The organism is Mesorhizobium sp. WSM4833 (assembly GCF_055811095.1).
Genome location: NZ_JBVVQG010000005.1, coordinates 60,500 through 85,702, shown reverse-complemented (window position 1 = coordinate 85,702; position 25,203 = coordinate 60,500). Strand labels below are relative to the sequence as shown.

General features: G+C 63.2%; 22 protein-coding genes. 3 read left to right on the top strand and 19 right to left on the bottom strand.

The annotated features are described in order from the left end of the window. Positions 1-17: 17 nt before the first annotated feature. From AC0L2D_RS11110 to AC0L2D_RS11090, 5 genes are all read right to left on the bottom strand, one after another. The gene (locus AC0L2D_RS11110) at positions 18-1,130 is read right to left on the bottom strand and encodes an ABC transporter ATP-binding protein (protein WP_013528265.1); all 1,113 of its coding nucleotides are present in this window, start codon (positions 1,128-1,130) and stop codon (positions 18-20) included. 24 nt (positions 1,131-1,154) lie between these two features. Continuing rightward, a complete protein-coding gene (gene bglA / locus AC0L2D_RS11105) occupies positions 1,155-2,819 on the bottom strand; it encodes a beta-galactosidase BglA (RefSeq protein WP_063169812.1) in 1,665 nt (554 codons plus the stop codon). A 4-nt stretch (positions 2,820-2,823) separates the two neighbouring features. Beyond that, the gene (locus AC0L2D_RS11100; protein WP_063171027.1) at positions 2,824-3,978 is read right to left on the bottom strand and encodes a carbohydrate ABC transporter permease; all 1,155 of its coding nucleotides are present in this window, start codon (positions 3,976-3,978) and stop codon (positions 2,824-2,826) included. A gap of 1 nt (position 3,979) precedes the next feature. Beyond that, the gene (locus AC0L2D_RS11095; protein WP_024501951.1) at positions 3,980-4,993 is read right to left on the bottom strand and encodes a carbohydrate ABC transporter permease; all 1,014 of its coding nucleotides are present in this window, start codon (positions 4,991-4,993) and stop codon (positions 3,980-3,982) included. A gap of 228 nt (positions 4,994-5,221) precedes the next feature. Next, positions 5,222-6,577: an ABC transporter substrate-binding protein gene (locus AC0L2D_RS11090; RefSeq protein ID WP_064992882.1), complete on the bottom strand. Its 1,356-nt coding sequence runs from the start codon at positions 6,575-6,577 to the stop codon at positions 5,222-5,224. A gap of 361 nt (positions 6,578-6,938) precedes the next feature. On the opposite strand from AC0L2D_RS11090, the gene AC0L2D_RS11085 reads away from it, so the two are divergent. After that, the gene (locus tag AC0L2D_RS11085; protein ID WP_064993030.1) at positions 6,939-7,961 is read left to right on the top strand and encodes a LacI family DNA-binding transcriptional regulator; all 1,023 of its coding nucleotides are present in this window, start codon (positions 6,939-6,941) and stop codon (positions 7,959-7,961) included. Between the two features lie 119 nt (positions 7,962-8,080). Here AC0L2D_RS11085 and AC0L2D_RS11080 read toward each other — a convergent pair whose 3' ends face one another. Further along, positions 8,081-8,989 carry a LysR family transcriptional regulator gene (locus AC0L2D_RS11080; RefSeq protein ID WP_063171028.1) on the bottom strand — a complete coding sequence of 303 codons (909 nt, stop codon included), beginning with the start codon at positions 8,987-8,989 and terminating at the stop codon, positions 8,081-8,083. 78 nt (positions 8,990-9,067) lie between these two features. On the opposite strand from AC0L2D_RS11080, the gene AC0L2D_RS11075 reads away from it, so the two are divergent. Beyond that, the gene (locus AC0L2D_RS11075) at positions 9,068-9,886 is read left to right on the top strand and encodes a class I SAM-dependent methyltransferase (RefSeq protein WP_024501949.1); all 819 of its coding nucleotides are present in this window, start codon (positions 9,068-9,070) and stop codon (positions 9,884-9,886) included. A gap of 22 nt (positions 9,887-9,908) precedes the next feature. Continuing rightward, positions 9,909-10,418: a hypothetical protein gene (locus AC0L2D_RS11070; RefSeq protein WP_064992883.1), complete on the top strand. Its 510-nt coding sequence runs from the start codon at positions 9,909-9,911 to the stop codon at positions 10,416-10,418. Here the strand turns inward: AC0L2D_RS11070 and AC0L2D_RS11065 are convergent. The 13 genes from AC0L2D_RS11065 to AC0L2D_RS11005 form a co-directional block, all read right to left on the bottom strand. Next, positions 10,415-11,851, bottom strand: coding sequence for a S8 family serine peptidase (locus AC0L2D_RS11065; RefSeq protein WP_224675059.1), 1,437 nt, complete (start codon positions 11,849-11,851; stop codon positions 10,415-10,417). The genes AC0L2D_RS11070 and AC0L2D_RS11065 overlap by 4 nt on opposite strands. After that, positions 11,841-12,509 carry an anti-sigma factor gene (locus AC0L2D_RS11060; RefSeq protein ID WP_082826721.1) on the bottom strand — a complete coding sequence of 223 codons (669 nt, stop codon included), beginning with the start codon at positions 12,507-12,509 and terminating at the stop codon, positions 11,841-11,843. The genes AC0L2D_RS11065 and AC0L2D_RS11060 overlap by 11 nt, the downstream gene beginning before the upstream one ends. Next, positions 12,506-13,072, bottom strand: a complete 567-nt coding sequence (locus tag AC0L2D_RS11055) for a sigma-70 family RNA polymerase sigma factor (RefSeq protein WP_027163789.1) — start codon at positions 13,070-13,072, stop codon at positions 12,506-12,508. The genes AC0L2D_RS11060 and AC0L2D_RS11055 overlap by 4 nt, the downstream gene beginning before the upstream one ends. A gap of 170 nt (positions 13,073-13,242) precedes the next feature. Continuing rightward, positions 13,243-14,082 carry an alkaline phosphatase family protein gene (locus AC0L2D_RS11050; RefSeq protein ID WP_473541048.1) on the bottom strand — a complete coding sequence of 280 codons (840 nt, stop codon included), beginning with the start codon at positions 14,080-14,082 and terminating at the stop codon, positions 13,243-13,245. Positions 14,083-14,179: 97 nt separating this feature from the next. Further along, a complete protein-coding gene (locus AC0L2D_RS11045; protein WP_473541047.1) occupies positions 14,180-15,769 on the bottom strand; it encodes an ABC transporter substrate-binding protein in 1,590 nt (529 codons plus the stop codon). 185 nt (positions 15,770-15,954) lie between these two features. Continuing rightward, positions 15,955-17,625: an ABC transporter ATP-binding protein gene (locus AC0L2D_RS11040; protein ID WP_027163791.1), complete on the bottom strand. Its 1,671-nt coding sequence runs from the start codon at positions 17,623-17,625 to the stop codon at positions 15,955-15,957. After that, positions 17,625-18,449: an ABC transporter permease gene (locus AC0L2D_RS11035; protein WP_013528250.1), complete on the bottom strand. Its 825-nt coding sequence runs from the start codon at positions 18,447-18,449 to the stop codon at positions 17,625-17,627. The genes AC0L2D_RS11040 and AC0L2D_RS11035 overlap by 1 nt, the downstream gene beginning before the upstream one ends. 9 nt (positions 18,450-18,458) lie before the next feature. Continuing rightward, on the bottom strand, positions 18,459-19,418 hold the full coding sequence (locus AC0L2D_RS11030) for an ABC transporter permease (protein ID WP_013528249.1): 960 nt from the start codon (positions 19,416-19,418) through the stop codon (positions 18,459-18,461). 16 nt (positions 19,419-19,434) lie between these two features. After that, on the bottom strand, positions 19,435-21,021 hold the full coding sequence (locus AC0L2D_RS11025; RefSeq protein WP_013528248.1) for an ABC transporter substrate-binding protein: 1,587 nt from the start codon (positions 21,019-21,021) through the stop codon (positions 19,435-19,437). 154 nt (positions 21,022-21,175) lie between these two features. Beyond that, a complete protein-coding gene (locus AC0L2D_RS11020) occupies positions 21,176-23,161 on the bottom strand; it encodes a CocE/NonD family hydrolase (RefSeq protein ID WP_473541046.1) in 1,986 nt (661 codons plus the stop codon). A gap of 82 nt (positions 23,162-23,243) precedes the next feature. Then, positions 23,244-23,837, bottom strand: a complete 594-nt coding sequence (locus AC0L2D_RS11015; RefSeq protein ID WP_473541045.1) for a nucleoside deaminase — start codon at positions 23,835-23,837, stop codon at positions 23,244-23,246. Further along, entirely contained in the window at positions 23,834-24,340 is a 507-nt protein-coding gene (locus AC0L2D_RS11010) for an ureidoglycolate lyase (RefSeq protein ID WP_013528245.1), read from the bottom strand. Before AC0L2D_RS11010 ends, AC0L2D_RS11015 begins: the two co-directional genes overlap by 4 nt. Continuing rightward, the gene (locus AC0L2D_RS11005) at positions 24,337-25,200 is read right to left on the bottom strand and encodes a bifunctional allantoicase/(S)-ureidoglycine aminohydrolase (protein WP_024501939.1); all 864 of its coding nucleotides are present in this window, start codon (positions 25,198-25,200) and stop codon (positions 24,337-24,339) included. The genes AC0L2D_RS11010 and AC0L2D_RS11005 overlap by 4 nt, the downstream gene beginning before the upstream one ends. Between the last annotated feature and the right edge of the window lie 3 nt (positions 25,201-25,203).

The window sequence follows — 25,203 nt, the reverse complement described above, 5'->3', positions numbered from 1 at the left end:
TGACACGGTAATTGCGGTTAAGCCGCCTTTGCTTCCACTTCATGCAACGCGAAAGAACGTCCATCCGCGTCGAAGATATGCAGGTCCTCGCCATTGGCGCTCAGCCGCAATGTCGAGCCGCGCTTGACCTCGACATTGCCGGGCAGCTTGGTCACCAGCGGCAGATCGGCGCGGCCGATGTCGACATAGACAAGCTGCACCTCGCCGAGTTGCTCGACATAGTCGACCGTCCCCTCGAACAGATAGTCCGCGCCGCTGGCGATGATCAGGTCCTCCGGCCGCACGCCAAAGCTCACCGCGGCGCCCTTTGCCGAAGCCGGCGTCGCAATCGGCACGGTCGCCTTGCGTCCGCCGACATGGCTGACGACGGTCGGGTTTCCGGTCTTTTCGATGGTCGCCGGCAGGATGTTCATGGCCGGCGAGCCGATGAACTGGGCAACGAACAGATTGCCGGGCTTCTTGTAGAGGTCCATCGGCGTGCCGACCTGCTCGATATGGCCGTCCTTGAGCACCACGATGCGGTCGGCCAGCGTCATCGCCTCGACCTGGTCGTGGGTAACGTAGATCATGGTCGTGTTGGGCATCGATTCCTTGAGCTTGGCGATCTCGATGCGGGTGGCGACGCGCAGCGCGGCGTCGAGGTTCGAAAGCGGCTCGTCGAACAGGAACACCTTCGGATTGCGCACGATGGCGCGGCCGATGGCGACGCGCTGGCGCTGGCCACCCGACATCGCCTTGGGCAGGCGGTCGAGATATTTGGTCAGCTGCAGGATCTCGGCGGCCTGGCGCACGCGGCGGTCGATCTCGGCCTTGTTCTCTTTGCCGATCTTCATCGAGAACGCCATGTTGTCGTAGACGGTCATGTGCGGGTACAGCGCGTAGGACTGGAACACCATGGCGATGCCCCGCTTCGACGGCGGCACGTCGTTCACCACTTCGCCGGCTATTCTGAGTTCGCCGGAGGTGATTTCCTCGAGCCCGGCGATCGACCTCAGCAATGTCGACTTGCCGCAGCCCGACGGGCCGACGAAGACGATGAACTCGCCCGACTTAATATCGAGGTCGATGCCGTGGAGAATGTTCAGATTGCCGTAGGACTTCTTCACTTGTCTTAGCGTGACATCGGCCATTGGTTTCCTCCAGTGATTGGAAATTCAGTCGAGACGCCCGAACCAGGCGCCGTAGCCGCCAAGCTCGATGGAACCGCTGCTCGCCTGCCCCGAAAATCCGTGCCCGGGCAGAGGTTGCAGCGATCGGCCGCCAAGGTCAACCTTGGCCCGCCCGGCTCCCAGATTGAAGACGCAGACGATCTGCTCGTTGCCTGCGCGGCGCGTGAAGGCCACGGTATCTCCCTCACTTTCGATGAAGGTGATGTCGCCCTTGGCCAGCGCCGGATGGGCACGCCGGAAGCTGAGAAAGCGCCGGTAGTGCTCGAGCAGCGAAGCCTCGTCGCCCTGCTGGACATTGACCGCTTGCGCCAAATGCTTGGCCGGCACCGGCAGCCAGGGTTTTGCCTGGGAGAAGCCGCCATTCTTGGCGCCGCCGTCCCACACCATCGGTGTGCGGCAGCCGTCGCGGCCCTTGAATTCAGGCCAGAAGCGGATGCCGTAGGGATCCTGCAAATCCTCGAACCGAAGGTCGGCCTCGCCGAGCCCAAGTTCCTCACCCTGATAGATGCAGACCGAACCGCGCAAGGACATCAGCAGCGCCGAGATGACCTTGAGGTAGGCGGTCGGGTCGGGCTCATTGGCGGCCCAGCGCGAGGCCGGGCGCATTACATCGTGGTTGGAGAAGGCCCAGCACGACCAGCCATCGCTGGCGACCTTGCCGAAGGATTCCAGCACCGAGCGGACCTTGCCCGCGCTGATCTTTTCCGGCGCCAGGAAATCGAAGGAGTAGCACATGTGCACGCGCTTGCCGCCGGCGGTGTAGGCGGCCACCACTTCAAGCCCACGCTGCGAATCGCCGACCTCGCCGACCGCTGCCGTTGCCGGATATTCATCGAGCAGGGCACGGAACCGTTCGAGGAAGCCGAGGTTCTCGGGCCGGCTCTTGTCGTAGAGATGGTCCTGGTAGTTGTAGGGGTTGACCGCCGGCGCGGTCTGGTCGTTGCGCTCTTCCGGCGGCAGCGGCGGGTTGTTTTCCAAGCCCTGGCTGTGGAAGTAGAAATTGATGGTGTCGAGCCGGAAACCATCGACGCCGCGCTCCAGCCAGAAGCGGGTGACGTCGAGCAACGCGTCCTGGACTTCGTGGTTGTGGAAGTTGAGGTCGGGCTGCTCGGCCAGAAAATTGTGCATGTAATATTGCTGGCGGCTGGTGTCCCATTGCCAGGCCGAGCCGCCGAAGATCGACAGCCAGTTGTTGGGCGGCGTGCCGTCCGGCCTGGCGTCTGCCCAGACGTACCAGTCGGCCTTCGGGTTGCTGCGGCTCGACCGGCTTTCCTTGAACCACGGGTGGTTGTCGGCGGTGTGCGACAGCACCTCGTCGATCATCACCTTCAAGCCCAGCCTGTGTGCCTCGGCGGTCAGCGCGTCGAAGTCGGCCAGCGTGCCGAACATCGGATCGACGTCGCAGTAATCCGACACGTCATAGCCGAAATCCTTCATCGGCGACTTGAAGAATGGCGAAATCCAGATGGCGTCCGCACCGAGTGCCGCGATGTAGGGTAGCCGCCCGATGATGCCCTTAAGGTCACCGATGCCGTCGCCGTTCGAGTCCTGGTAGCTGCGCGGATAAATCTGGTAGATCACCGCGCCCCGCCACCAGTCGCGATCGATGGCGAGGTCAGGCTTCGAGCTGGCCTTCAAAGCGGATTGCATCGTCTCAGCCTCCTTTCACCGAGCCGGCAAGCAGCCCGCGGACAAAATAGCGCTGCAGCGAGAAGAACACGATCAGCGGCACGATGATGGTCACGAAAGCCGATGTCGTCAGAATCTCCCAGTCGCCGCCGCGTGAGCCCAACAGCGCGTTGAGCTTGGCGGTCAGCACGATCTGGTCTGCCTCTGTGCCGAGGAAAACCATCGCCACCAGCAGATCGTTCCATACCCACAGGAACTGGAAGATGGCAAACGAAGCCAGCACCGGAAACGACAGCGGCAAGACGATCTTGACGAAGATCTCGAAATCGCTGGCGCCGTCGATGCGCGCCGATTCCATGATTTCGCGCGGCAGGCCGGCAATGTAGCTGCGCAGCAGGTAGATGGCGAAGGGCAGGCCGAAGCCGGTATGCGCCAGCCAGATGCCGAGATAGGTCTTCGACGGCATGCCGAAGAAAGCGCCGACGCCGTTGTAGAGTTTCAACAGCGGGATCAGCGACATCTGCAACGGCACCACCAGCAAGCCGATGATGACCGCGATCAGCAGCGCCCGGCCGGGAAACCGCATCCAGGCCAGCGCATAAGCGGCAAAGGCGGCGATCAGGATCGGGATGACGGTCGCCGGAATGGTGACGGTCAGGGAATTCATGAAAGACCGTCCGATGCCTTCGGAGAACAGCACGGTTTTGTAATTATCGGTGGTGAATTTCGGCGGCGCCGACGAAGCATAATAGACGCGCTGGCCGCGATCGCCTTCGAACGCTTTCGGGGACTGCATGACGAAGCTGCCGTCGGCATTGAGCTGCAAGGTCACGCCGTCGCCGAGATCGGCTGTGGTGCCGGCGGGATACTGCGTCGGTGCCGCCGATTTGACCCCGAAGGCGCTGATGTCGCGCTTGGCGCCGTCGCCGAAGATATTGCCCTCGAGCACGAACTTGCCGTCCTTCTCGACTTGCGCCGAGGCGGGCGGCAGCCGGCCGGCTTCGGTCTGGGTGGAACTGGCGAACGAGTTCCACCAGCCCGAGGCGATGATCTGGTTCTTGTCGCGCAGCGATGAAACCAGGATGCCGAGGGTCGGTATGGTCCAGATGGCGACGAAGATGAGCACGGCGATGTGGACGCCAAAGCGGCTGGCGAAGGAATTTCCGGTCGCGACTGCCATCTCAATGTCCTCCCGTCTCTTTGTTCGCCTGGCGGATGTTCCAGACCATGATCGGAATGACCGCAATCATGATGATGATGGCGATGGTGGCGCCGCGGCCGAAATCGCCGCCGCCGCGGAACATCCAGTCGAACATCAGATTGGCCAGCACCTGGCTGTTCCACTGGCCGTTGGTCATGGTCAGCACGATGTCGAATACTTTGAGCACCAGAATGGTGATCGTGGTCCAGACCACGGCGATGGTGCCCCAGATCTGCGGCACCATGATCTTCCAGAAGATCTGGAACGGATTGGCGCCGTCGATGACGGCGGCTTCCAGCGTTTCCTCGGGGATGCCGCGCAGGGCGGAAGACAGGATGACCATGGCAAAGCCGGTCTGGATCCAGATCAGGATGATCATCAGGAAGAAATTGTTCCAGAACGGCAGTGATATCCAGACCTGCGGCTGGCCGCCGAAATGCTGGATGATGGCGTTGAGGATGCCGATCTGCGTCTGGCCCTCGCCGCGATACTCGTAGATGAATTTCCAGATCACGCTGGCGCCGACGAAGGAGATCGCCAGCGGCAGGAAGATCAGGCTCTTGGCGATCGTGCCCCACCAGATCTTGTCCGTAAGCACGGCGATGATCAGCCCGAGGAAGGTGCAGGCGGCCGGCACCACCGCCAGCCAGACGATGTTGTTGAGGATCGAGTTGCGGAACTCGCGGTCGCCGAACGCCCATTCATAGTTCGCCAGGCCGACGAAATTGATGCCGCCGCGATCGAGGAACGACAGCCGCAGCGTCTCGACCACCGGATAGATCAGGTAGATGGTGAGGATGATCATCGCCGGGCCGACGAACAGCCATGGGCGGACCAACCCTTGCCGGCGTAGATTGTCGATGGCCGCGGCACCGGCGACGCCGCGTGATGGGAATATCAGGTCGACCAGTTTGTTGGCGCCCCAGAAATAGGCGACGCAACCGCCGACGCCGACGATGATGACGAATATGGCCGAGAAAATCTGAGCCGCCATGGGTCCCTCTCCCCCTGCGCATGACCCGACAAGGAATGACCTTGGTGACGGGGACCAGGCGCCGATTCAGTTGTTTGGAGCGCGTCATCGGCGGCTTGCGCACATTGCCGATCGCGCTTCATGTCAATGCGCTCATGACGAAAGGCTGCGGCACGGGCCGCCGTCGGATCCGGGCCGGTACGGTCCGGATCCAGTGCGAGAATGGTTGGTCGTCTACGTGCCAGCCGTCTACTTGATGGCGTCCCAGCTCTTCTGGATGTCGGTGGCGACGTCCTGCGCCGACTTGCCGCCGACCAGGTCGATCATGCCGGTCCAGAAGGCGCCGGCGCCGATCTTGCCCGGCATCAGGTCGGAACCGTCGAAGCGGAAAGTCGAGGCATTGGCGAGGATTTCGCCCTGCTTCTTCAGCGCGTCGCTGGCATAGGCATCCTTGTTGACCGACTTGAGCGGCGTCACGAAGCCGCCCTCGGCCATCCAGATCTCGTGGGCGAGCGGCATCTTCAGGAATTCGATGAACGCGCGCGCACTCTTGCTGTCCTTGGTGATCATCGCCAGCGTACCGGCGCCGAGCACGGGCGTGCCCAGTTCAGGCTTGGCGGCATAGGGCGGGAAGTAGAAGAAGTCCGCGTCCTGGCCGACCTTGGTGCCTTCCGGGAAGAAGGTCGGAATGAACGATGCCTGGTGGTGCAGGTAGCATTTCGGCGGCACCGAAAAGAGGCCCTTCGGGCTGTCGCGGAAGTCGGTCGCCGCAACCGCCTTGGCGCCGCCGTCGACCATCTTGTCGTCGGTCGCGATCTTGCCGAAAATGTCGATGGCACTGACCACCGCCGGATCGTTGAACGGGATCTCGTTCTTCACCCATTTGTCGTAGACCTCCGGAGGCTGGGTGCGCAGCATCAGGTCTTCGACCCAGTCGGTTGCCGGCCAGCCGGTGGCACCGCCGGAGCCGAGGCCGATGCACCACGGCTTGCCGCCATCGGCGATGATCTTCTTTTCGAGATCGGCGAGTTCTTCCTGGGTCTTCGGCACCTTGTAGCCGGCTTCCTCGAAATTATCCGGCGAGTACCAGACCAGCGACTTCACGTCGGCCTTGTAAGGGAAGGCGAAGAAGCCCGGCTTGCCGTCCTTGTCCTTGAAGGTGCCGAGATCGACCCATGACTGGCCGGCGCCGTAATTGTCCTTGACCCATTTGGCGGTGTCGTCACCGAGCGGCGTCAAAAGGCCCTTCGACGCCAGGTCCTGGATGAGGCCCGGCTGCGGCAGCACGGCGATGTTGGGCGGGCTGCCGGCCTGCGTGTCGATGACGATCTGCTGCTCGTAATTCTCCGAGGAGGAGTATTTGATCTCGACGCCGGTGGCTTCCGAGAAATAGTCGAGAACGCCGCGCACCAGGCCTTCGTCCTCGCCGCGCCACGGTCCGAAGATCGACAGCGTCTCACCCTTGAGGTCGACTTTCTTGAGCTCTTCGTAGTTCGCCCAGTTGAAGCGCTTGTCTTCGCCGGGCTTGAACTTCAGTTCGGCCTGCGCGGGCGCGTTCAGGGCGAACGTGGCAAACGCAGCACCCAGCAAAAGCATTTTCTTCATCGGTATTCCTCCCAGTGGGTCTCACACACCGGACGGAACCTCCATTCCGCCCGCCGACGCCGCAGGACTGTGACTCAGTCGGAAAGGAACCGCAACCTTTCGAAGAGTCTTCCAAAGCGCTTTGGCTTTTTCGATCACGCCATTGAATCGCGGGGAAGTCAAGAGGCTGGCGAATCAATCGATTTAGGTTCGCGCATTTGCGCCCTAAAAGTGCGTCGCAGCACGCTATTATGGCAGTGCAGCAGCAATTTTTGTTTCAAACATGCCCAAACCGCGTCTATGGTTGGGCTTCGTATGGCTCGGCCCCGATGGCACTTGGGTCGATTCAATTTAAAAGCGCTTTGAGGGAATGGAGACTTTCGTGAACCTCAAGCAGCTCGCCCACATGCTGGCACTTTCGCAAACCACGGTAAGCCGCGCGCTGAACGGCTATCCCGAGGTCAACGAGGAGACGCGCAGGCGTGTCATGGATGCCGCCAAGCGCCATGGCTATCGGCCCAACCCGAGCGCGCGCCGGCTGGCGACCGGCAAGACCGGCATGATCGGCTATGTCCTGCCGACCGGTGCGTCCGTCGACATCGATCCGCATTTCGTCGAGTTCCTGTCCGGCCTTGGCGACTATGCTCGCTCGCACGAGCTCGACCTTGTGCTGTCGCCGGCCGACGCCGACGACCAGGAGACGACCTACCGGCGCATCGTCGCCAACCGGCAGGTCGACGCTGTTTATATCTCCTCTCCAAGGCCCGCTGACCGGCGCGTGGCGCTGGTCAACACGCTCGGCATTCCCTTCATCGTCCATGGCCGCAGTGAGGGCTTCGATTTCGACTATGCCTTCACCGACATCGACAATGAGGGCGCCTTCCACGAAGCGGCCAGGCTGCTGATCCAGCTCGGTCATCGGCGGCTGGCGCTGATCAACGGTGACGACCGCGAGACCTTCGCCATCCATCGCGAACGCGGCGTGCGCCGGGCACTCGCCGCGAGCGGACTGACATTGAGCGAACGCCATGTCTGCTCGGTCGATATGACCGAGGAGAACGGCTATCGCGCCACCAGGCGTTTGCTGGAAGGGGACGATGCGCCGACGGCGATCGCCTGCTCCAGCCTGATCATGGCGCTGGGCGTCGTGCGTGCGGTGCGCGACCTCGGCTTGAGCATTCCGGGCGACGTCTCGCTGATCGCCCATGACGATGTCTTCCCCTGGCTGAGACCGGAGAATTTCTCGGTGCCGCTGTCGACGACGCGTTCATCGATCCGTCTCGCCGGCGCCCGTGTCGCCGAGCGGCTGGCGGCACGGATTTCAGGACTGGAGGAGGGCGCGCGAGGCGAGGTCTGGCCGGTCGACCTGGTGGTGAGAGGGTCAGTCGCCGGTGCGCCGGCGTAGCTGGAGATCAAATCCATGTGCTCTGCGGGATCGAGTTGAGACGCGACACTCACGCCGCATCAATCTCGCCCGACGCCGGCAGTAGGGAGACCACCGCAAGGGGGCCGGATTCCGATATCTCACGCCGCGGATTTGAGGTGGTCGATGAAGGCGCGCAGCTTCGGCAGGACTTGGCGCTTGCCGGGATGATACAGGAAGACGCCCGGCGTCGTGGCGGCGATGCCGTCCAGCACCGGTTCCAGTTTACCTTCGGCTATCGGAGCTTCAGCGATTGGTCGAGGCGTCTGCGCCAGCCCGACGCCCCGCATCGCGGCCCCGAGCAATGTCGGATAATCGTGCGCTATCAGCGGGCCTGAGAGCATCGCCTCGATCGCCTCGTTGCCGTCGACGAAAGCCCAGGGCGCTATGGCGCCATTCGAACGGCGCAAGCGCAGGCAGGCGTGGTTGCGCAGATCGTCGACGCGTTCGGGGCGGCCGTGGCGTTTGAGATAGTCAGGGCTGCCGACGACCACGAACGAAAACGATGGGGTTAGCCGCACCGCGACCATGTCGACCGCAATGAACTGGCCGAGACGGATGCCGGCATCGAACCCGCCGGCCGCGAGATCGACCATCTCGTCGCTCGCGGCGATCTCCAGTTCGATCTCGGGGTAAGCCCGGCAGAACGACGCGATCATCGGCTCCAGGATCAACGGCACGACAGCGCGGGGCACGGACAGGCGCAGCAGACCGGTCGGCCGTTGGCCGATGTCACGCACGGCCTCGCCGGCCGCGACGAGTTCTTCGAAAGCAGGGCCCGCACGATCGAGGAACCGCTGGCCAGGCTCGGTCAAGCCGACGCTCCGTGTCGTGCGGACGAACAGCGCCGCACCCATGCGTGCCTCCAGCGCGCGCACCGCCTGGCTCACGGCGGACGGTGTCACGCCGAGTTGCGCTGCGGCGCGGCGGAAGTTGCGGTGCCTGGCGACAGCCAGGAACGCCTCGATGCCCTCCAGCGCACCATGTCGGACTGTGTAGTTCTGCTTCATAGGTTGTTGTTATTACGCCGGGTAGTCGAATTATGGAAGTGGGCCTAGGTATGAGCTGAACCTAGGAGACATCATGCGATGACCGATGAACTTGAAGGGGTACGCGACCATTATCGCGCGACGGGCCTGACCGAGCGGCTGAAGACGGTGTTGGCTGCCCTCGGCCCGGAGGACCAGCTCCTCACGCCCCAACAATTGGGCGTTCTCGACCAGTTTCACACCCGTGGGCTAGCTGCCACCGCCGAGCTTGCCCAATTGGCGGGGATCGCTGCCGGCATGTCGATACTGGACGTCGGCTCGGGCGTCGGTGGGCCGGCGCGCTTTCTGGCTGCGACCTATGGCTGCCGGGTTACTGGCGTGGATCTCAGCGAGCCTTTCGTGGATGCCGCGCGCTATCTGACCGAGCGCACGGGACAGAGCGGGCAGCTGTCGTTCCAGACCGCCAGCGCATTGGAGCTCCCATTCGACGATGGCCGTTTCGACGCGGTGCTGTTGCAGCACGTGGCGATGAACATCTCTGACCGGACGCTGCTCTACAGCGAGATTCGGCGCGTGCTGAAGCCAGGCGGCAGGTTTGCCACATACGACGTCGTGTTGTCTGGAGGCGAGCCGCACTATCCGCTTCCCTGGGCGAGAACGCCGGCGACGAGCTTTCTCCTAACAGCCGGTGCGACGCGCGAGGCGATCGAACCGGCCAGCTTCCGCATGCTGGCATGGCAAGACGACACCGACGCCGCCAAGGCGTGGTTCGCACAGTTGCGCGCGTCGGGGCCGCCGCCTTCGCCCAATCTCGGCGTGGTGATGGGACCGGACTTCGCTGAGCTTGCGGCCAACCTCGGACGAAATCTTATGCAAGGTCGGCTCGGTATCCTGACCGCAGTGTTCGAGGCCGCATGAACCAGTTGCCGAGGGAGGCCAGATGTCAACCGAGATCGTGTTCCAAATCCATCTTGTTCTGGGCTATGTCGCGTGGCTGCTTTGCTTCGGTTTATACGGTTTGCCGTGGCTCAGGTCGATGGACCGGGTCGCGGCGCAGCGCGCTGTTGCCACTCTGCACAGCTTCCGCTTCTTCGGGCTGGTCTTCCTCGTTCCGGGTGTCGTCAGCCCCGATTTGCCTGCCGGCTTTGCCGTGTTTGCTGCCTACGGCGACCTTGCAACAGGAGTGCTGGCCATGCTGGCGCTGCTCACGGCAAGGATACCTCGGCTCTTCTGGGCGCTCGTCGTCGCCTTCAATCTGGTCGGGGCGGTTGATCTGATCGTAGACTATTACCACGCCATCCAGGTCGGCCTCCCCCAGCGTGCGGGCGAACTGGGCGCCACCTACGCGATCCCGATCATCTACGTGCCGCTGCTGATGATCACGCACATCGTCGCGTTCTATTTTCTGGTGCGTCCTCCGCAAGCCGCGGCTTGGACTGTCGCAGACTAGTCCTTTGCCGCCGCCGCCTTGATGTCCAGCAGGCCGTAGCCGAAATCATTGTCGCGTCCCTTGGGGCCGAGATCCCTGGCCGTTGCCGCGAGCGCCTTTTCGATGTCGTCGGCCGAGCGATCGGGCGCGGCATGGATGAGATTGGCGATGGCGCCGCTCACGATCGCCGCGGCAAACGAGGTGCCTGTGACCACATCCGAGCCGGCGCCGCTCGGCGCCACCATCTCGACGCCGGGTGCCGAGATGAAGACATAGGCGCCGCGATTGGCCTGCGGCATCAGCCCGTCCTTGGCATCGGTGGCGGTCACCGCGATGACACCATCGAAGGCGGCCGGATAGCCATAGGGCGCCTTCGGCCCGTTGTTACCGGCTGCGGCGACCAGCACCATGCCGAGCGCGCGGGCATTGCGGCAGGCGACGCCGAGCAAATCGTTCTTCGGCCCGACAAAGCTCATATTGATGATGCGCACGTCCTGTTCCGCCGCCCAGTCGAGCGCCGACAGGATGACGTCCATGGTCGACTTGCCGCCCTCGAAGGCGCGGGCGTGATAGATTTTTGCGCCCGGTGCCATGCCTTCCAGCGCGCCGACGCCGGCGATCAGCCCGTCGATCGACGTGCCGTGATCGCGCTTTTCGATCGGCACGTCGGGCATGGCGTCGAACTGCCCGGCAATGACGCCCGAGAGCGCCGGGTTGGTGTCGTCGATGCCGGTGTCGATCACCGCGATGCGGACGTTTTCTCCGCTGGCCTGCTTGGAATCGAGTGCAATGCGGTCGAACGCATAGTTGACGATGCCGGCGGCCTGCTGCAGCGAATAGACGTGATTGGGCTCGCGCCGCTGGGTGCGGCCGTCGGCGGCCAGTTGCGCCAGCACGACGCCGACGGGCCGGCCGTCGGGAATGCCGAAGCGCACCAGTGTGGTGCCAAGCAGGCGCGACTGGCGCTGCGAGCGCACCTGCAGGCCGAAGGAGGCGGCGATCTGCTGGACAGCGCCGGCATCGCCGTCGACGGTCACCAGCACCTCGTCGGGCACGAAATCGCCAACCACCGCGCGCGGCGGCTGAACGGCAATGAGATCGGTCGGCGAGACGATCGGGCCACCGGGCGGGGGGCCGGCTTGAGTATCGGCCGGCGGCGTCGCCGGTTCGGGCCGTGGCGTCGGCACAGGGGTCGGGGGCGCCGCCGGGTTGGGAAACAGGTCGACGATCAGGGCCGGCAGGAACACCGCGCCGGATTGCGCCGCATCCGATCCGCCCTCTGTGTCGCTGCCATCCTTGGCGCAGTCGGCGCCTGCCGCATTGGTCCCGTCGCGGCAGTCGATTTTCGTCTGGTCGGGATTGGGATCGTTGGTCTGCGCCGACGCGGGCACGGCGACGATTGTCATCGCCGCCGCAAGCATTGCCGCAAATCGAATGACCGCCTCAGCCGCCATCAACCGGTTTCCTTCCCTCGATCACAGTCTCCGTGAAAGCCTGGGCGGCAACAAGGCCGATTTGCCTGGTGTAGTCGGCTGCGTTGGCAGCCGGGATGCCAAGCCGGAACACGCCGTCGGCGGTCGGTCCGCCGACGATCTTCAGCCCGTTGCTGCCGAGGAAGGCGGAAATGTCCGACATCTTCGCATCCGGCTTGAACTTGACCAGGGCGTACGGCATTTTCGCCAGATCGTCTTGCGCGCCGGCAATCTCGAAATCATTGCCCTTTCCGCCGGGTTCGACAAACGACTGCACCATGACCAGCGCCAGCAGAACCGCGGCTGCCGCCCAGGCGACGCCGACCGGCACCGCCATGAAGCGGCCCCAGGCCTGCGCCAGCCAGGACGATCCTGCCGGCTTGCGCGCAGGCCCGGCCTCGGCGTCGAGTGCCTTGGCAAAGCGGCTGAGCGCATCGGCCGGCGGCCGGATTGCTTCGTTGGCGGCCGTGGCGCCGGAGAATTCGGCTTCAGCTTCGCCAAGGGCGGCAAGTGCGGCCGGATCGCTGGCCAGCCATTCCTCGACCGCTTCCAGGTCGGAACCTTCCAGCGAGCCGTTCAGGTAGAACGGCAGCAGCGTTTCCATTTCGTCGCGGCGCGACATCTTTTCAGCGGCGCTCATGGCCACCCCCTGTCGTAACCGGCGGCCTTGAGAGCCTCGCCGAGTTTCTTGCGGGCGTAGAACATCCGGGTCTTGACGGTGGCGACCGGAATGTCGAGCACCTCGCTGATCTCGCTCACCGACTGCCCGTGATAATAGGCAAGATCGATGACGACGCGATGCTCTTCCGGCAAGGCGTCGACGAAGCGCCGCAGGGCGGCCGCCTTGTCTTCCTTCATGGTGACGACTTCCGGCGTGTCGGCGCCGTCGGGCACCGCGGCGGCGGCCTCGTCGTCGATCCAGTCTTCCTTCTTCTTGCGCAGAAAGGACAGCGCCTTGAAACGGGCAATGCCGAGCAGCCATGTCGAGACTTCGGAACGCCCTTCGAAGCCGGGCGCCTGGCGCCACAACTCGAGGAAGACTTCGTTGGCGATATCGTCGGCCATCATTTCCGATCCCGTCTGGCGCGCCACGAAGCGGTAGACCCGCGCGTGGTGACGCATGAACAGGAGCCGCACGGCGGCTCGGTCGCCCTTCGCGACCCGGTCGACGAGCGCGCGATCGGTCTCCGTCGCTGCCGTCATGGCCGGTCGAGCCGCCTGGCTCCTGTCTGCTCTGTCGCTGATCGGCCCAAAAAGGTTCATCCTCCGCCAAGGAATTTTGCGGAGGCTAACCGAAGAGCGCGGAGGTTGCCAGAGGTGCGCCTCTTCCTTCTCCCACAAGGGCAGAAGGGAAGAGCTTCGCGGACCGCTTCTCACTCCAAGAAAGACTTCGCCTTCATCGTCGCGGGCACGGGAACACCCAGTCGGCTCAGCACCGTCGGCGCCAGCTGCAGCTGGTCGAGTAGTGTGTCCTCATCCGGCCCTTTGCCTTGTCCAAAATAATACAGCGCGAAATCCTGCATCTCGTCGTCATGGCCGCCGTGATGGCCACGATCGGTCTGGCCGTGATCGGCGGTCACGATCACCTCATAGCCGGCTTCGATCCAGCGCGGCAGGAAGGCGGCCAGCATGCCGTCCATCGCATAGACGGCATGGTCCATCTCGTGGCAGTCGTGGCCGAAGCGGTGTCCCATCGAATCCAGCGTGCAGGTGTGCAGGATGCCGTAGTCAATGCCATGGCGTTTCGTCAGCATGGTCAGCGTCGCGAACAGGTCGACATCGCTCGGCGTCATCTGGTTGCGGAGATTGTAACCGGTCATGGTGTGGAAGCGGCCATGCGTGATCGGCCCGCCTGGCTCGTCGAATTCCATGCCCTCGACCAGGTCGAACGGGTAGGCGCGGAAGAATTCCGACCAGTAGGAATGGGTCACCGCCCCCGTCTTGCCGCCTGCCTTGCTGACCTCGGAGAAGATATCGGGCTGCTCGACGCGGAAACGGTTCTCATTGGAGAGAATCCCGTGCACCTGCGGCGAAACCCCGGTGTGGATCGAGGCATAGCAGCAGGCCGAGGTCGACGGCAGCACCGAGCGCATCTTCCAGACGCGCGCCTCGCCCGATTGCACCCAGCCTTCGAGATTGCCCATCAGCCGGCGCCAGTTCCGGTAAGGCACGCCATCGAGGATGATCAGCAGAAGCTTGGATTTGAGCGCCACGGGCTGCTCCATGCGGTTGGCGGTTGAAACGGGAACGCCGTGTGCCGTCCCGGGCACACGGCGTTCTGATAGATGAAATCGGACGATCAGAGTCTGCTCAAGCGTTGAGCCAGCACTCGGCAAGCGCGTAGCCGTCCATCATTTCGCCGATAGGGCTCTTGGCATAGCCGCCGATCTTGTTGGTGGCGGCCGCGTCGATGAACTGATTGAAGAAGGGCACGATCAGCCCACCTTCGTCACGCATCATCACTGCCATATCGTGGTAGATCGCCTGGCGCTTGGCCTGGTCGAGCTCGCCGCGCGCGGTAAACAGCATCTTGTCGAATTCCGGCCGCTTGAAGCGCGTGTCGTTCCAGTCGGCGGTCGAGACATAGCCGGTGGAATACATCTGGTCCTGCGTGGCGCGTCCGCCCCAGTAGGAGAGCGAGAAGGGCTGCTTGTTCCAGACCTCCGACCAGTAGCCGTCGCCGGGTTCGCGCTTGATCTCGATCTTGATGCCGGCTTTGGCGCAGGACTGCTGATAGAGCTGTGCGGCATCGACGGCGCCCGGGAAGGCGACGTCCGAGGTGCGCAGCACGATCGAGCCGCTGTGGCCTGATTTCTTGTAGGCTGCCGCCGCCTTGTCCGGATCGAACTTGCGCTGTTCGATATCGGCGGAAAACAGCGGATAGGCCTCGTTGATCGGGAAGTCGTTACCCACCGAGCCATAGCCGCGCAGGATCTTTTCCAGCATCTCGTCGCGGTCCATGGCTAGCTTCAGCGCCATGCGCAGATCATTGCTGTCGAAAGGTGCGGTGTCGCAGAACATGTTGAACGGATAGTAGCCCTTGCCCGAGACATTCTCGATGGAAACGCCCGCGATGCGCTTGACCAGATCGACGACCTTGGGTTCGACGCGGTTGATCATGTGCACCTGGCCGCCTTGCAAGGCTGCAAGCCGTGCGGTCGCATCATTGATGACGATGATCTCGACCTGGTCGGCGTGGCCGGCCTTGTCGCCAAGCCAGTAATTGGCGAAACGCTCGCCGCCATGGCGCACGCCTGGCTGGTTGACGCTAACCTTGTAGGGTCCGGCGCTGATGCCGGCATTCGGATCGTCCTTGCCGCCATTCGGCTGGATGACGAGATGGTAGTCGGCCATCAGATAAGGGAAGTCGGCATCGGCGTCGCCGAGCGTGACGATGACTTCCTTGCCGCTCGCCTTGACGCCCTTGATGTTCTTGAGGATGCCGAGTGCTCCGGACTTGGACTTCTCGTCCGCATGGCGCTCGATGGTGGCGGCAACGTCCTCCGCGCCGACCGTCTTGCCATTGTGGAACTCGATGCCATCGCGGATCTTGATCGTCCATGTCTTGGCGTCGGCTGAGGCGCCAATCTCTTCGGCAATCAGGTTGACCAGCTTGTTGTCCGGTGTGAGGCGCACAAGATACTCGCCCCAAAGCTTGCCGAAGCTGAAGGTTACCTGGCTGAGATTCAGCGCCGGATCGAGGCTATTGGTGGATTCCCCGCCCTGCAGGCCAGCCTTGATGATACCGCCCTTCACCGCCGTCTGGGCAAATGCCTTGCCGGCCAGCGCCGGCATCATGGCCGCCGATACGCCGAGCGCGGCGGCGCGCCCAAGAAAGGCACGGCGCGATATCCGGCCGTGACCGGCGATTTCGGCGAGATAATCGAGTTCAGTTTTCATGTCCTACCCCTGTTTAAAAGTCGTGCGAGCGGCGCTCGTCCCGAAGGACGTGTGGCGCTCTAGTGTTGCATCCGGATGACGGTCGCTGACGCCCCTATGTGGCAGCTTGGTCTGACACAATTTCCAGGGGAAGCGCCTGCCTTTTTCTTCCGGCAGTATTGGTTCCCAGTTTTCCCGGAATTGCTTTAGTTCCCCGCGCTGGCCATGCGCCGTCCCTTGATTGCCTTTTCCAGCCAGCCGATTTCCATCTCTGGAACCGAGGAGAGCAGCAGGTCGGTGTAGGCGTCGAAGGGCGGGCTCAGCACCTTGCCCTTGGGGCCGTAACGCACCACCTCGCCGCGATACATAACCGCGATTGAATCGGCGATCGACTTCACCGTGGCAAGGTCATGCGTGATGAACAGATAGGCGACGTTCTCTTCCTTCTGCAGCTCCAGCAGCAGCTCGAGGATGCCGTGTGCCACCAGCGGATCGAGCGCCGAGGTCACCTCGTCGCAGATGATCAGCTTCGGCTTGGCGGCAAGCGACCGGGCGATGCAGACACGCTGTTTCTGGCCGCCGGAAAGCTCGGCCGGGTAGCGGTCGGAAAATCCCTTGCCCATCTCGATCTTGTCGAGCAGTTCGGCAACGCGTCTGTCGCGCTCACGGCCGCGCATGCCGAAATAAAACTCCAGCGGCCGGCCGATGATGGTGCCGACGGTCTGACGCGGGTTCATCGCCACATCGGCCATCTGGTAGATCATCTGCAACTGGCGCAGATCCTCCTTCGGCCGGTCGGCCAGCCTGTTGGCCAGCGGGCGTCCGTCGAAGGTGACGGTGCCCTGTTCGGGTGGCAAAAGTCCCGTGATGGCGCGCGCCAGCGTCGACTTGCCGGAGCCGGACTCGCCGACCACGGCCAGCGTCTGGCCCGGATAGATGTCGACGGATACGTCCTTCAGCACCTTGATATGGCTGCGGCCATAGGCGGCGGTGACGTTCTTCACCGACAGGAACGGCGACGTGCCGGGCTTCTGCTCCTGGTGTTCGATCTCATGCACCGAGACCAGCGCGTTGGTGTATTCCTGGCGCGGCTCCTTGATGATCTGCCTTGTGCCGCCCCATTCGACCAGCCTTCCATGGCGCAGCACCATGATCTCGTCGGAGACCTGGGCGACGACGGCAAGGTCGTGCGTGATGTAGAGCGCAGCGACATGGGTGTCGCGGATGGCGTCCTTGATCGCCGCCAGCACGTCGATCTGCGTCGTCACGTCGAGCGCCGTTGTCGGCTCGTCAAAGACGATCAGGTCCGGCTCGGAGCACAGGGCCATCGCCGTCATCACACGCTGCAACTGGCCGCCCGAAACCTGGTGCGGAAAACGCTCGCCGATGGTTTCAGGGTTCGGCAGGCTGAGCTTCTTGAACAGCGCAACCGCGCGCTTCTCGGCCTCGGCGCGTGTCGCGGTGCCGTGCAGCAGGGTGGCTTCCACCACCTGGTCCATCAGTCTGTGCGCCGGGTTGAAGGCCGCGGCCGCCGACTGCGCGACATAGCAGACCTCGCGGCCGCGTAATTTGCGGAAGCCGTCCTTGCCGCCCTTGAGGATGTCGCGGCCGTTCAGGATCACCTCGCCGCCTGTGATGCGCACGCCGCCGCGGCCGTAGCCCATAGACGACAGGCCGATAGTCGACTTGCCGGCGCCGGATTCGCCGATCAGGCCGAGCACCTTGCCCTTCTCGAGCGTCAGTGAGACATCGTGCACCAGCACGATGTCCTTCGGCGGTTCGCCGGGCGGGAAGACGGTAGCCTCGATGCGCAGATTGCGGATGTCGAGCAGCAGGCCTGACTTCGGTTGCCCGAGCTTCGCTTTGGTGTCGGCCATCACCCGCGTCCTCCCTTGAGGCTTGTCGTCCGGTTGAGCACCCAGTCGGCAACCAGGTTGACGGAAATCGCCAGCAGCGCGATCGCCCCCGCTGGGATGAGTGCGGCCGCGATGCCGAACACGATGCCGTCTTTGTTTTCCTTGACCATGCCGCCCCAGTCGGCGTCCGGTGGCTGCACGCCAAGGCCGAGGAACGACAGCGTCGACAGGAACAGCACCGCGTAGATGAAGCGCAGACCGAGTTCGGAAACCAGCGGCGACAATGCGTTGGGGAGGATCTCGCGGAAGATGATCCAGCCGCTGCCTTCACCGCGCAGTTTCGCCGCTTCGACATAGTCCATGACGTTGATGTCGACGGCGACCGCGCGCGACAGGCGATAGACGCGGGTCGAATCCAGAATGCCCATCACCAGGATCAGCGTCACCAGATTGGTCGGCAGCACCGACAGCACGACGAGACCCATGATCAGCGTCGGGATCGACATCAAGAGATCGACGAGGCGGGACAGCAGCGTGTCAAACCAGCCGCCGAAGACGGCCGCCGAGAAGCCGAGAATGGCGCCGAGCGAGAACGACAGCGCGGTGGCCAGCACCGCGATGAACAAAGTGATGCGGGCGCCGTAGATCATGCGCGACAGCAGGTCTCGGCCGAGATTGTCGGTGCCCAGCAAATGGGCAGCCGACATCGGTTCCCAGACATCGCCGACGATTTCGCCATTGCCGTGCGGCGCGATCCAGGGGGCGAAGACCGCCGCAAGCACGAACAGTGCCGTCAGCACGATGCCGATCAGCGCGGGGATGGGGATGCGTTTGATATCGAGCATATCCGCCCCCTATTTCGGATGTCTGAGACGCGGATTGGCGACGATCGCCGCTATGTCCGCAATGATGTTCAGGCTGATATAGACGGCGGCGAAGATCAGGCCTACCGCCTGCACCACCGGCACGTCTCGCTTGGTGACGTGGTCGACCAGATACTGTCCCATGCCCGGATAGACGAAGATCACCTCGACCACGACGACGCCAACGATCAAGTAGGCGAGGTTGAGCATGACGACATTGATGATCGGCGCGATGGCGTTGGGGAAGGCGTGCTTGCGGATGACGTTGAAGGCCGACAGGCCCTTCAATTCCGCCGTCTCGACATAGGCCGACTGCATGACATTGAGGATCGCCGCGCGTGTCATGCGCATCATGTGGGCGAGCACGACCAGCGTCAGCGCCGTCGCCGGCAAGGCGATCGCCTGCATCCGTTCGCCAAAAGGCATGCCGTCATAGACGGTCGAAATGCCGGGGAATATCTGCCATTTCACGGCGAAGAAATAGACCAGCACATAGCCGATGAAGAATTCGGGAAACGAGGTCGAGGCCAGCGCCAGCCCGGAGATCAGCTTGTCGACCCAGCCATTGCGGTAGCGCACCGCGATCAGGCCGAGGATGATCGCCAGCGGCACGGCGACGATCGCCGCCCAGAAGGCGAGGAACAGCGTGTTCCACAGCCGTCCCTTGATCGACGTGGCGATGTCCTGCCCGCTCGACATGGCCGTGCCGAGATCGCCGGTCAGCACGCCGCCCAGCCAATGAAAATACCTGAGATAGGCTGGCTGGTTGAGTCCGAGCTGCTCGCGCAGATTGGCAAGCGACTCCGGCGTCGCCGACTGTCCGAGAATGGCTTGCGCGACGTCGCCGGGCAGGATCTGGGTGCCGGCGAAGATCAGGACCGAAACGGCCAACAAGAGCAGAATGCCCAGCGCAACGCGCTGGGCCACCAGTTTCAAGATGGGTGAGGACATATCCGCAAGGCCAAGCTCAGGCTTCGAGCCAGCACTTCGCCAGCGCGTAGCCGTTCATCAGCTCCTGATGCGGATCGTCGACCCAGCCGCCGACCTTGGCGCCGGTAGCGTCGATGAACTGGTTGAACATCGGCAGGATCAGGCCGCCCTCGTCTCGTACCAGGACAGCCATGTCATGATACATCTGCTTGCGCTTGGTCTCGTCGAGCTCGGCGCGCGCCGCCAGCACCATCTTATCGAAGTCAGGACGCTTGAAACGCGTGTCGTTCCAGTCGGCGGTCGACAGATAAGCGGTGGAGTACATCTGGTCCTGGGTCGAGCGGCCGCCCCAGTAGGACGCGCAGAAGGGCTGCTTGTTCCAGACCTCGTTCCAATAGCCGTCGCCGGGCTCACGCTTCAGCTCGATCTGAATGCCGGCCTTGGCCGCGCTCTGCTGGAACAACTGCGATGCATCGACGGCGCCCGGGAAAGCGACGTCCGAGGTCCGCAGCAGGACCGCGCCGTCGTGGCCGGACTTCTTGAAGTGGAACTTGGCCTTGTCGGGATCGTACTTGCGCTGCTCGATCTCGGTAAACAGCGGATAGGACGCATTGATCGGGAAGTCGTTGCCGAGCGAACCGTAGCCGCGCAGGATCTTGTCCAGCATTTCCTCGCGGTCGATGGCCAGCTTCAGTGCCATGCGCAAATCGGCGTTGTCGAACGGCGCCGTGTTGCAATGCATGATGAACACGTAGTGGCCAGGACCCGCGTGGTTGCGGATGGTGACGCCCGGCAGGCGCTTGATCAGGTCGACGATCTTCGGCTCGACGCGGTTGATCACGTTGACCTGGCCGCCCTGCAGGGCGGCCGTGCGCGCTGTCGCATCGTTGATGACGATGATCTCGATCTGGTCGGCATGGCCCATCTTGTCGCCCTGCCAGTAATTGGCGAAACGCTCGCCGCCATGGCGCACACCGGGCTCATTGGTCGTGACCTTGTAAGGACCGGCCGAGATGCCTGCGTCAGCCTTGTCCTTGCCGCCATTTGGTTGGACGATCAGGTGATAGTCGCTGAGCAAATAGGGCAGATCGGCATTGGCCTCCTTCAGCGTCAGCACGACTTCCTTGCCGCTGGCCTTGATGGTCTCGATACCTTTCATGTAGCCGAGCGCGCCGGATTTCGACTTCTCGTCGGAATGGCGCTCAAGTGTGGCGGCCACGTCCTCGGCGGTCACTGTCTTGCCGTTGTGGAATTCGACGCCGTCGCGGATCTTCAGCGTCCACACCTTGGCGTCGTCCGACGAGCCGATCTCCTCGGCGATGCGGTTCTCGAGCTTGCCTTCCGGCGAAAGCTCGACAATCAATTCGCCCCACATCTTGCCGAAGGCGAACGGCACCTGAGTCATGAACAGTGCCGGATCAAGGCTGTTGGTGGATTCGCCGCCGACAAGTCCGGCCTTCAGTGTGCCGCCCTTGACCGGGCCTGCCGCGCGTGCAGCGCTTGAAAGCAGCGAGTTGGCGAAGGGCGCGGAGATACCGAGCGCCGCCGCCCGGCCGAGAAAATCACGACGGCTCAGTTTGCCCGACGCGACACGCCGGCTAAGAAATTCCAGTTCGTTCGACATTTTGAGTTCCTCACTCTGTTGGTTCGACTCTGCGGTCGTTTTTCTTGTTTCTTGTGAGGAGAATAATGACCGCAAGGGAAAGCGGTAAGCAAGACCGAATGCGACATGCCGTGGCGTAAATCGTACGTCGCAATTGGACCAATGAAATCGGCATTCAAAGAAGCGCGCGCGGCACCTTCTCCTCGAAATTGCGCTCGAAGACCAGGGTTTCGTCCTCATAGGCCTCGATTCTGGCGCTGACGATGAAGTTTTGCGCATCCGATCGCATTTCGGCTGTCGTTTCGGTGCGTACTGACCATCCGTTTCGCGACAGGGTCTGCGTCCAGTGCGTCTTCCCCGAGGCCGACAGCGGATCGTCGGGATGGATGGTCCAGGTCTCGCGGGCGATGCTGCCATTGGCGAGGCCATGGGCGAGATCACGCACCTCGCCGAAATCGTCAACAATGGAAAGCGTCACCATTCCGGTCTTCTCATCACGATCGACATGGCGCTCTGAATTGGCGGCACGGATCGTCTCTGTTGCCCAGGGGGTGGCACCTTCCGGCTCGGCGAACGTTACTTCGTCGCCTGTCGCCAGCGGCCGCAGCGGCAAATTGAGCGTCGCCGTCGACAAGGTGAGCTGGACCGGCTCCGGCGACGGCCAGATGGCAGGCCAATAGGCGTTCGAAACGGCAACACGCAGCCGGCGGCCGGCCGGCACACGATAGGCGCATTGATCGAGCACGACGCGCACCGAGACGGTTTCGCCCGGCACCAGCGCCTCGGGGAATTCATGCGAATTGCGGTGCGTCAGATTGAGCACGCCATAGGAGATCAACTCCGAGGCGCCGTCGGGATGCACATCGCAAAGCCGGACCGCGATGTTGGCCTGCGGACGATCAGAGGACAGCCGCAGCTCGACCTCCGGCGCTCCGACGATGTCGATCGGCTCGCTGAGTTCCGGCTGGTCGAGACACACCGACAGCGCATCGTCGGGGCGCTGGTCGCCGGGCAGTTCGGGACCGAAGGTGAAGGGAAAATACTCGCCGCCGGCCAGGCCGCAGCTTTGCGGAGAGGCGATGATGGCGGGTTTTTCCGTTGAGGGGATCAGATCAACCGTTTGCATCTTGATGGTTGGCGAGGGCCATTCCTGCTCCGCCACCCAACGGCCGGGACGCTCGGGGTGCCAGCGCGCCGGACGCACGCTGTCCATGACATAGGCGCGGTAGGCCGGGTCCGCCTCGACGCCGGTGTCGACACCCTTCAGCCAGCGGTCCCACCAGCGCAAGGCCTCCTGCAGGAAGCCGATGGCAGGCTTGGGCCCGGCGTAGTGCGGGTATTTGTGGATCCATGGCCCGACGATGCCCTTGACCGGGGCTTGGATGTTGGTCGCCAGATGCGAGACGGTGTTGCGGTAGCCGTCATGCCAGCCGCCGATCGACAGCACGGCGGCTTTGACGGCGGAAAAATCCTCGCAGATCGAGCCGCGCTTCCAGTAGGCATCACGGTGCTGGTGTTTCAGCCACAGCGGCGCCAGGAAGGATTGGTTCTCCAGCCGGGTCAGCCACAGATCGCGCCACCGGTTGTCGCCGGCCAAAAGCGGATCCGGCGGCCGCGACGAGTAGGACAGCATGGTCGAGGCCCAGCCGAAATTCTCGATCAGCAGGCAGCCGCCCTTGTAGTGGATGTCGTCGGCATAGCGGTCGACGGTCGAGCACAGGCTGATCACCGCTTTCAGCGCCGGCGGCCGCTTGGCCGCCACCTGCAGGCAGTTGAAGCCGCCCCAGGAAATGCCCATCATGCCGACATTGCCGTTGCACCAGGGCTGGCTTGCCGCCCAGGCGATGACGTCGCAGGCGTCCTGCAATTCCTGCTCGGAATATTCGTCGTCCATCAGCCCTTCGGAATCGCCATTGCCGCGCATGTCGACGCGGATCGAAGCATAGCCGTGGCCGGCGAAATAAGGATGCGTCAGCTGATCGCGAAAGATGGTGCCGTCGCGCTTGCGGTAGGGCAGATGCTCTAGGATGACAGGCACCGGATCGTCGCCCGCATCCTCCGGCATCCACACCCGCGCCGACAGGCGGCAGCCATCCGGCATGACGATGCCCATATCCGGGAATTCGACGATTTTGCGGGCAAATTCGGTGACGGTTTTCATGGCATGCTCCAGGATCGCCAGATGATGGAACCTGCCGTGCCGCGTCGTGGGCCAGCCAACGAATTCGGCTGGTCAATCCGCGTCAGTTCAGCGGGATATCGTTATCGTCCTTGTTCGCCTGATAGATGTTGGACAATTTATCGTAGCGCGCCGAAATCGCGCCGATACGGGTCTCCAGCCGTCGCCGCTCTGCCTCGGGCAACGCTCGCACCAGCCTGCGGATAGAAAAGCTCTTCCAGTAGGCATTCTCGGCATTGTAGCCGCCGGGATCGAGGGTGAAGACCTCTTTCAGGATCTTCAGGTCGTGCGGGATGGCGAAGCTGTCGCGCGAATCCTCGTGGCTGAACAGATAGTAGAAATTATCGAAGCCGGTCCAGGTGATCGCCGACAGGCACAGCGAGCAGGGTTCGTGCGTGGCGATGAAGATGGCGTCTTTCGTATCGACGCGCTCAGCCCTGGGCATTTCGTAGAAACGCTTCAGGCAGTGTACCTCGCCATGCCAGAGCGGGTTTTCCATCTCGTTGTTGGTTTCAGCCAGCACCAGCGAACGGTCGTCCTTGCGCAGGATCGCCGCGCCGAACAGCTTGTTGCCATAGGTAACGCCCTCGGCCGTCTTCGGCACGATGTCGTGCTCGATCACATCGAGCAGGCGGTCGATCAGTGAAATATCGGTCACAGGAGGCTCTCGTTGGGCAAGTGGATCTCGTAGGCGTGCGAGAAATGGAACTCTTCGAGATTGGAGCCATCGCCGCCACGGTCGACGATCAGGAAGTCCTGAGCCTCGCCGAGCGGCGTCAGCACGCCATGCCAGAGATTGCGCCGGTAATTGATGCCTTGTCCGGGTGCGGTGATGAAGGCATGCGGCTCGCCCGGCCCCTGCTCCCCGTCATGGCAGACGACGACCAGGAAGGGGCGCGGCGAGAGCGGGATGAAGGCCTGGCTGCCGAAGGGATGGCGCTCGACCATGCTCAATTTCAGGGGCAATTCGTAGGGCGTGCCGCGCACCATCGAGATCAGCACGCGGGCGTTCGGACCGGTTGCTTCGGCGGTAGCCAGATCATGATAGCGCTCGGCCCTGCCGCCATTGATCGGGTAGTGGTTGTCGCCGCCCATGTCGATGACATCGCCGAAGGGGGCAAAGCCCTCGCGGGTCAGCGGCCGCGCGACGATACGGGTCACAGCGCGCGCCTTGCGATGCCGGCGCCGCCGAGCTTGGCGTGCCGGTTGACGTCCTTGTAGAGCAGATAGCGGAATTTACCCGGGCCACCGGCATAGCAGGCCTGCGGGCAGAAGGCGCGCAGCCACATATAGTCGCCGGCCTCGACCTCGACCCAGTCCTGGTTGAGGCGGTAGACGGCCTTACCCTCCAGCACATAGAGACCGTGCTCCATGACATGGGTCTCGGCGAAGGGAATGACCGCGCCGGGTTCCAGCGTGACAATGGTCATGTGCATGTCGTGGCGCAAATCTGCCGGATCGACGAACCGCGTCGTCGCCCAGCGGCCTTCGGTGCCGGGCATCGGCGTTGGCGCGATCTCCTGCTCATTGGTGAAGAAGGCTTCCGGCACATCGAGACCGTCGACCACCTCGTAAGCCTTGCGAATCCAGTGGAAGCGCACGGCGGCCCTGCTTTCGTTGCGAACCGTCCAGCCGCTGGCCGGCGGCAGGAAAGCAAAGCCGCCGGGCCGCAACACATGCGTCTTGCCGGCAAGCAGAACCGTCAGTTCGCCTTCGACCACGAACAGAGCGCCTTCGGCGCCGGCATCGGGTTCCGGCCGATCGCTGCCGCCGCCGGGCGCGACCTCGACAATGTATTGCGAGAACGTCTCGGCAAAACCCGATAGCGGTCGCGACAAGATCCAGACGCGGGTTTCGTCCCAGAACGGCAACGCACTGGTCACGATGTCCTGCATCACACCCCGGGGAATGACGGCATAGGCCTCGGTGAAGACGGCGCGGCCGGTCAGAAGCTCGTTCTGGCCGGAATGGCCGCCATGTGGCGCGTAATAGGTTCGCTCGGGCATCCTGATCGTATCCATGGT

Excerpts from the sequence above, each read along its gene's own strand:
- AC0L2D_RS11110 (WP_013528265.1), bottom strand. The coding sequence starts at position 1,130 with ATGGCCGATGTCACGCTAAGACAAGTGAAGAAGTCCTACGGCAATCTG.
- AC0L2D_RS11025 (WP_013528248.1), bottom strand. The coding sequence starts at position 21,021 with ATGTCGAACGAACTGGAATTTCTTAGCCGGCGTGTCGCGTCGGGCAAA.
- AC0L2D_RS11040 (WP_027163791.1), bottom strand. The coding sequence starts at position 17,625 with ATGGCCGACACCAAAGCGAAGCTCGGGCAACCGAAGTCAGGCCTGCTG.
- AC0L2D_RS11035 (WP_013528250.1), bottom strand. The coding sequence starts at position 18,449 with ATGCTCGATATCAAACGCATCCCCATCCCCGCGCTGATCGGCATCGTG.
- AC0L2D_RS11055 (WP_027163789.1), bottom strand. The coding sequence starts at position 13,072 with ATGACGGCAGCGACGGAGACCGATCGCGCGCTCGTCGACCGGGTCGCG.
- AC0L2D_RS11005 (WP_024501939.1), bottom strand. The coding sequence starts at position 25,200 with ATGGATACGATCAGGATGCCCGAGCGAACCTATTACGCGCCACATGGC.
- AC0L2D_RS11060 (WP_082826721.1), bottom strand. The coding sequence starts at position 12,509 with ATGAGCGCCGCTGAAAAGATGTCGCGCCGCGACGAAATGGAAACGCTG.
- AC0L2D_RS11070 (WP_064992883.1), top strand. The coding sequence starts at position 9,909 with ATGTCAACCGAGATCGTGTTCCAAATCCATCTTGTTCTGGGCTATGTC.
- AC0L2D_RS11020 (WP_473541046.1), bottom strand. The coding sequence starts at position 23,161 with ATGAAAACCGTCACCGAATTTGCCCGCAAAATCGTCGAATTCCCGGAT.
- bglA (WP_063169812.1), bottom strand. The coding sequence starts at position 2,819 with ATGCAATCCGCTTTGAAGGCCAGCTCGAAGCCTGACCTCGCCATCGAT.
- AC0L2D_RS11065 (WP_224675059.1), bottom strand. The coding sequence starts at position 11,851 with ATGGCGGCTGAGGCGGTCATTCGATTTGCGGCAATGCTTGCGGCGGCG.
- AC0L2D_RS11095 (WP_024501951.1), bottom strand. The coding sequence starts at position 4,993 with ATGGCGGCTCAGATTTTCTCGGCCATATTCGTCATCATCGTCGGCGTC.
- AC0L2D_RS11100 (WP_063171027.1), bottom strand. The coding sequence starts at position 3,978 with ATGGCAGTCGCGACCGGAAATTCCTTCGCCAGCCGCTTTGGCGTCCAC.
- AC0L2D_RS11080 (WP_063171028.1), bottom strand. The coding sequence starts at position 8,989 with ATGAAGCAGAACTACACAGTCCGACATGGTGCGCTGGAGGGCATCGAG.
- AC0L2D_RS11075 (WP_024501949.1), top strand. The coding sequence starts at position 9,068 with ATGACCGATGAACTTGAAGGGGTACGCGACCATTATCGCGCGACGGGC.
- AC0L2D_RS11090 (WP_064992882.1), bottom strand. The coding sequence starts at position 6,577 with ATGAAGAAAATGCTTTTGCTGGGTGCTGCGTTTGCCACGTTCGCCCTG.
- AC0L2D_RS11045 (WP_473541047.1), bottom strand. The coding sequence starts at position 15,769 with ATGAAAACTGAACTCGATTATCTCGCCGAAATCGCCGGTCACGGCCGG.
- AC0L2D_RS11030 (WP_013528249.1), bottom strand. The coding sequence starts at position 19,418 with ATGTCCTCACCCATCTTGAAACTGGTGGCCCAGCGCGTTGCGCTGGGC.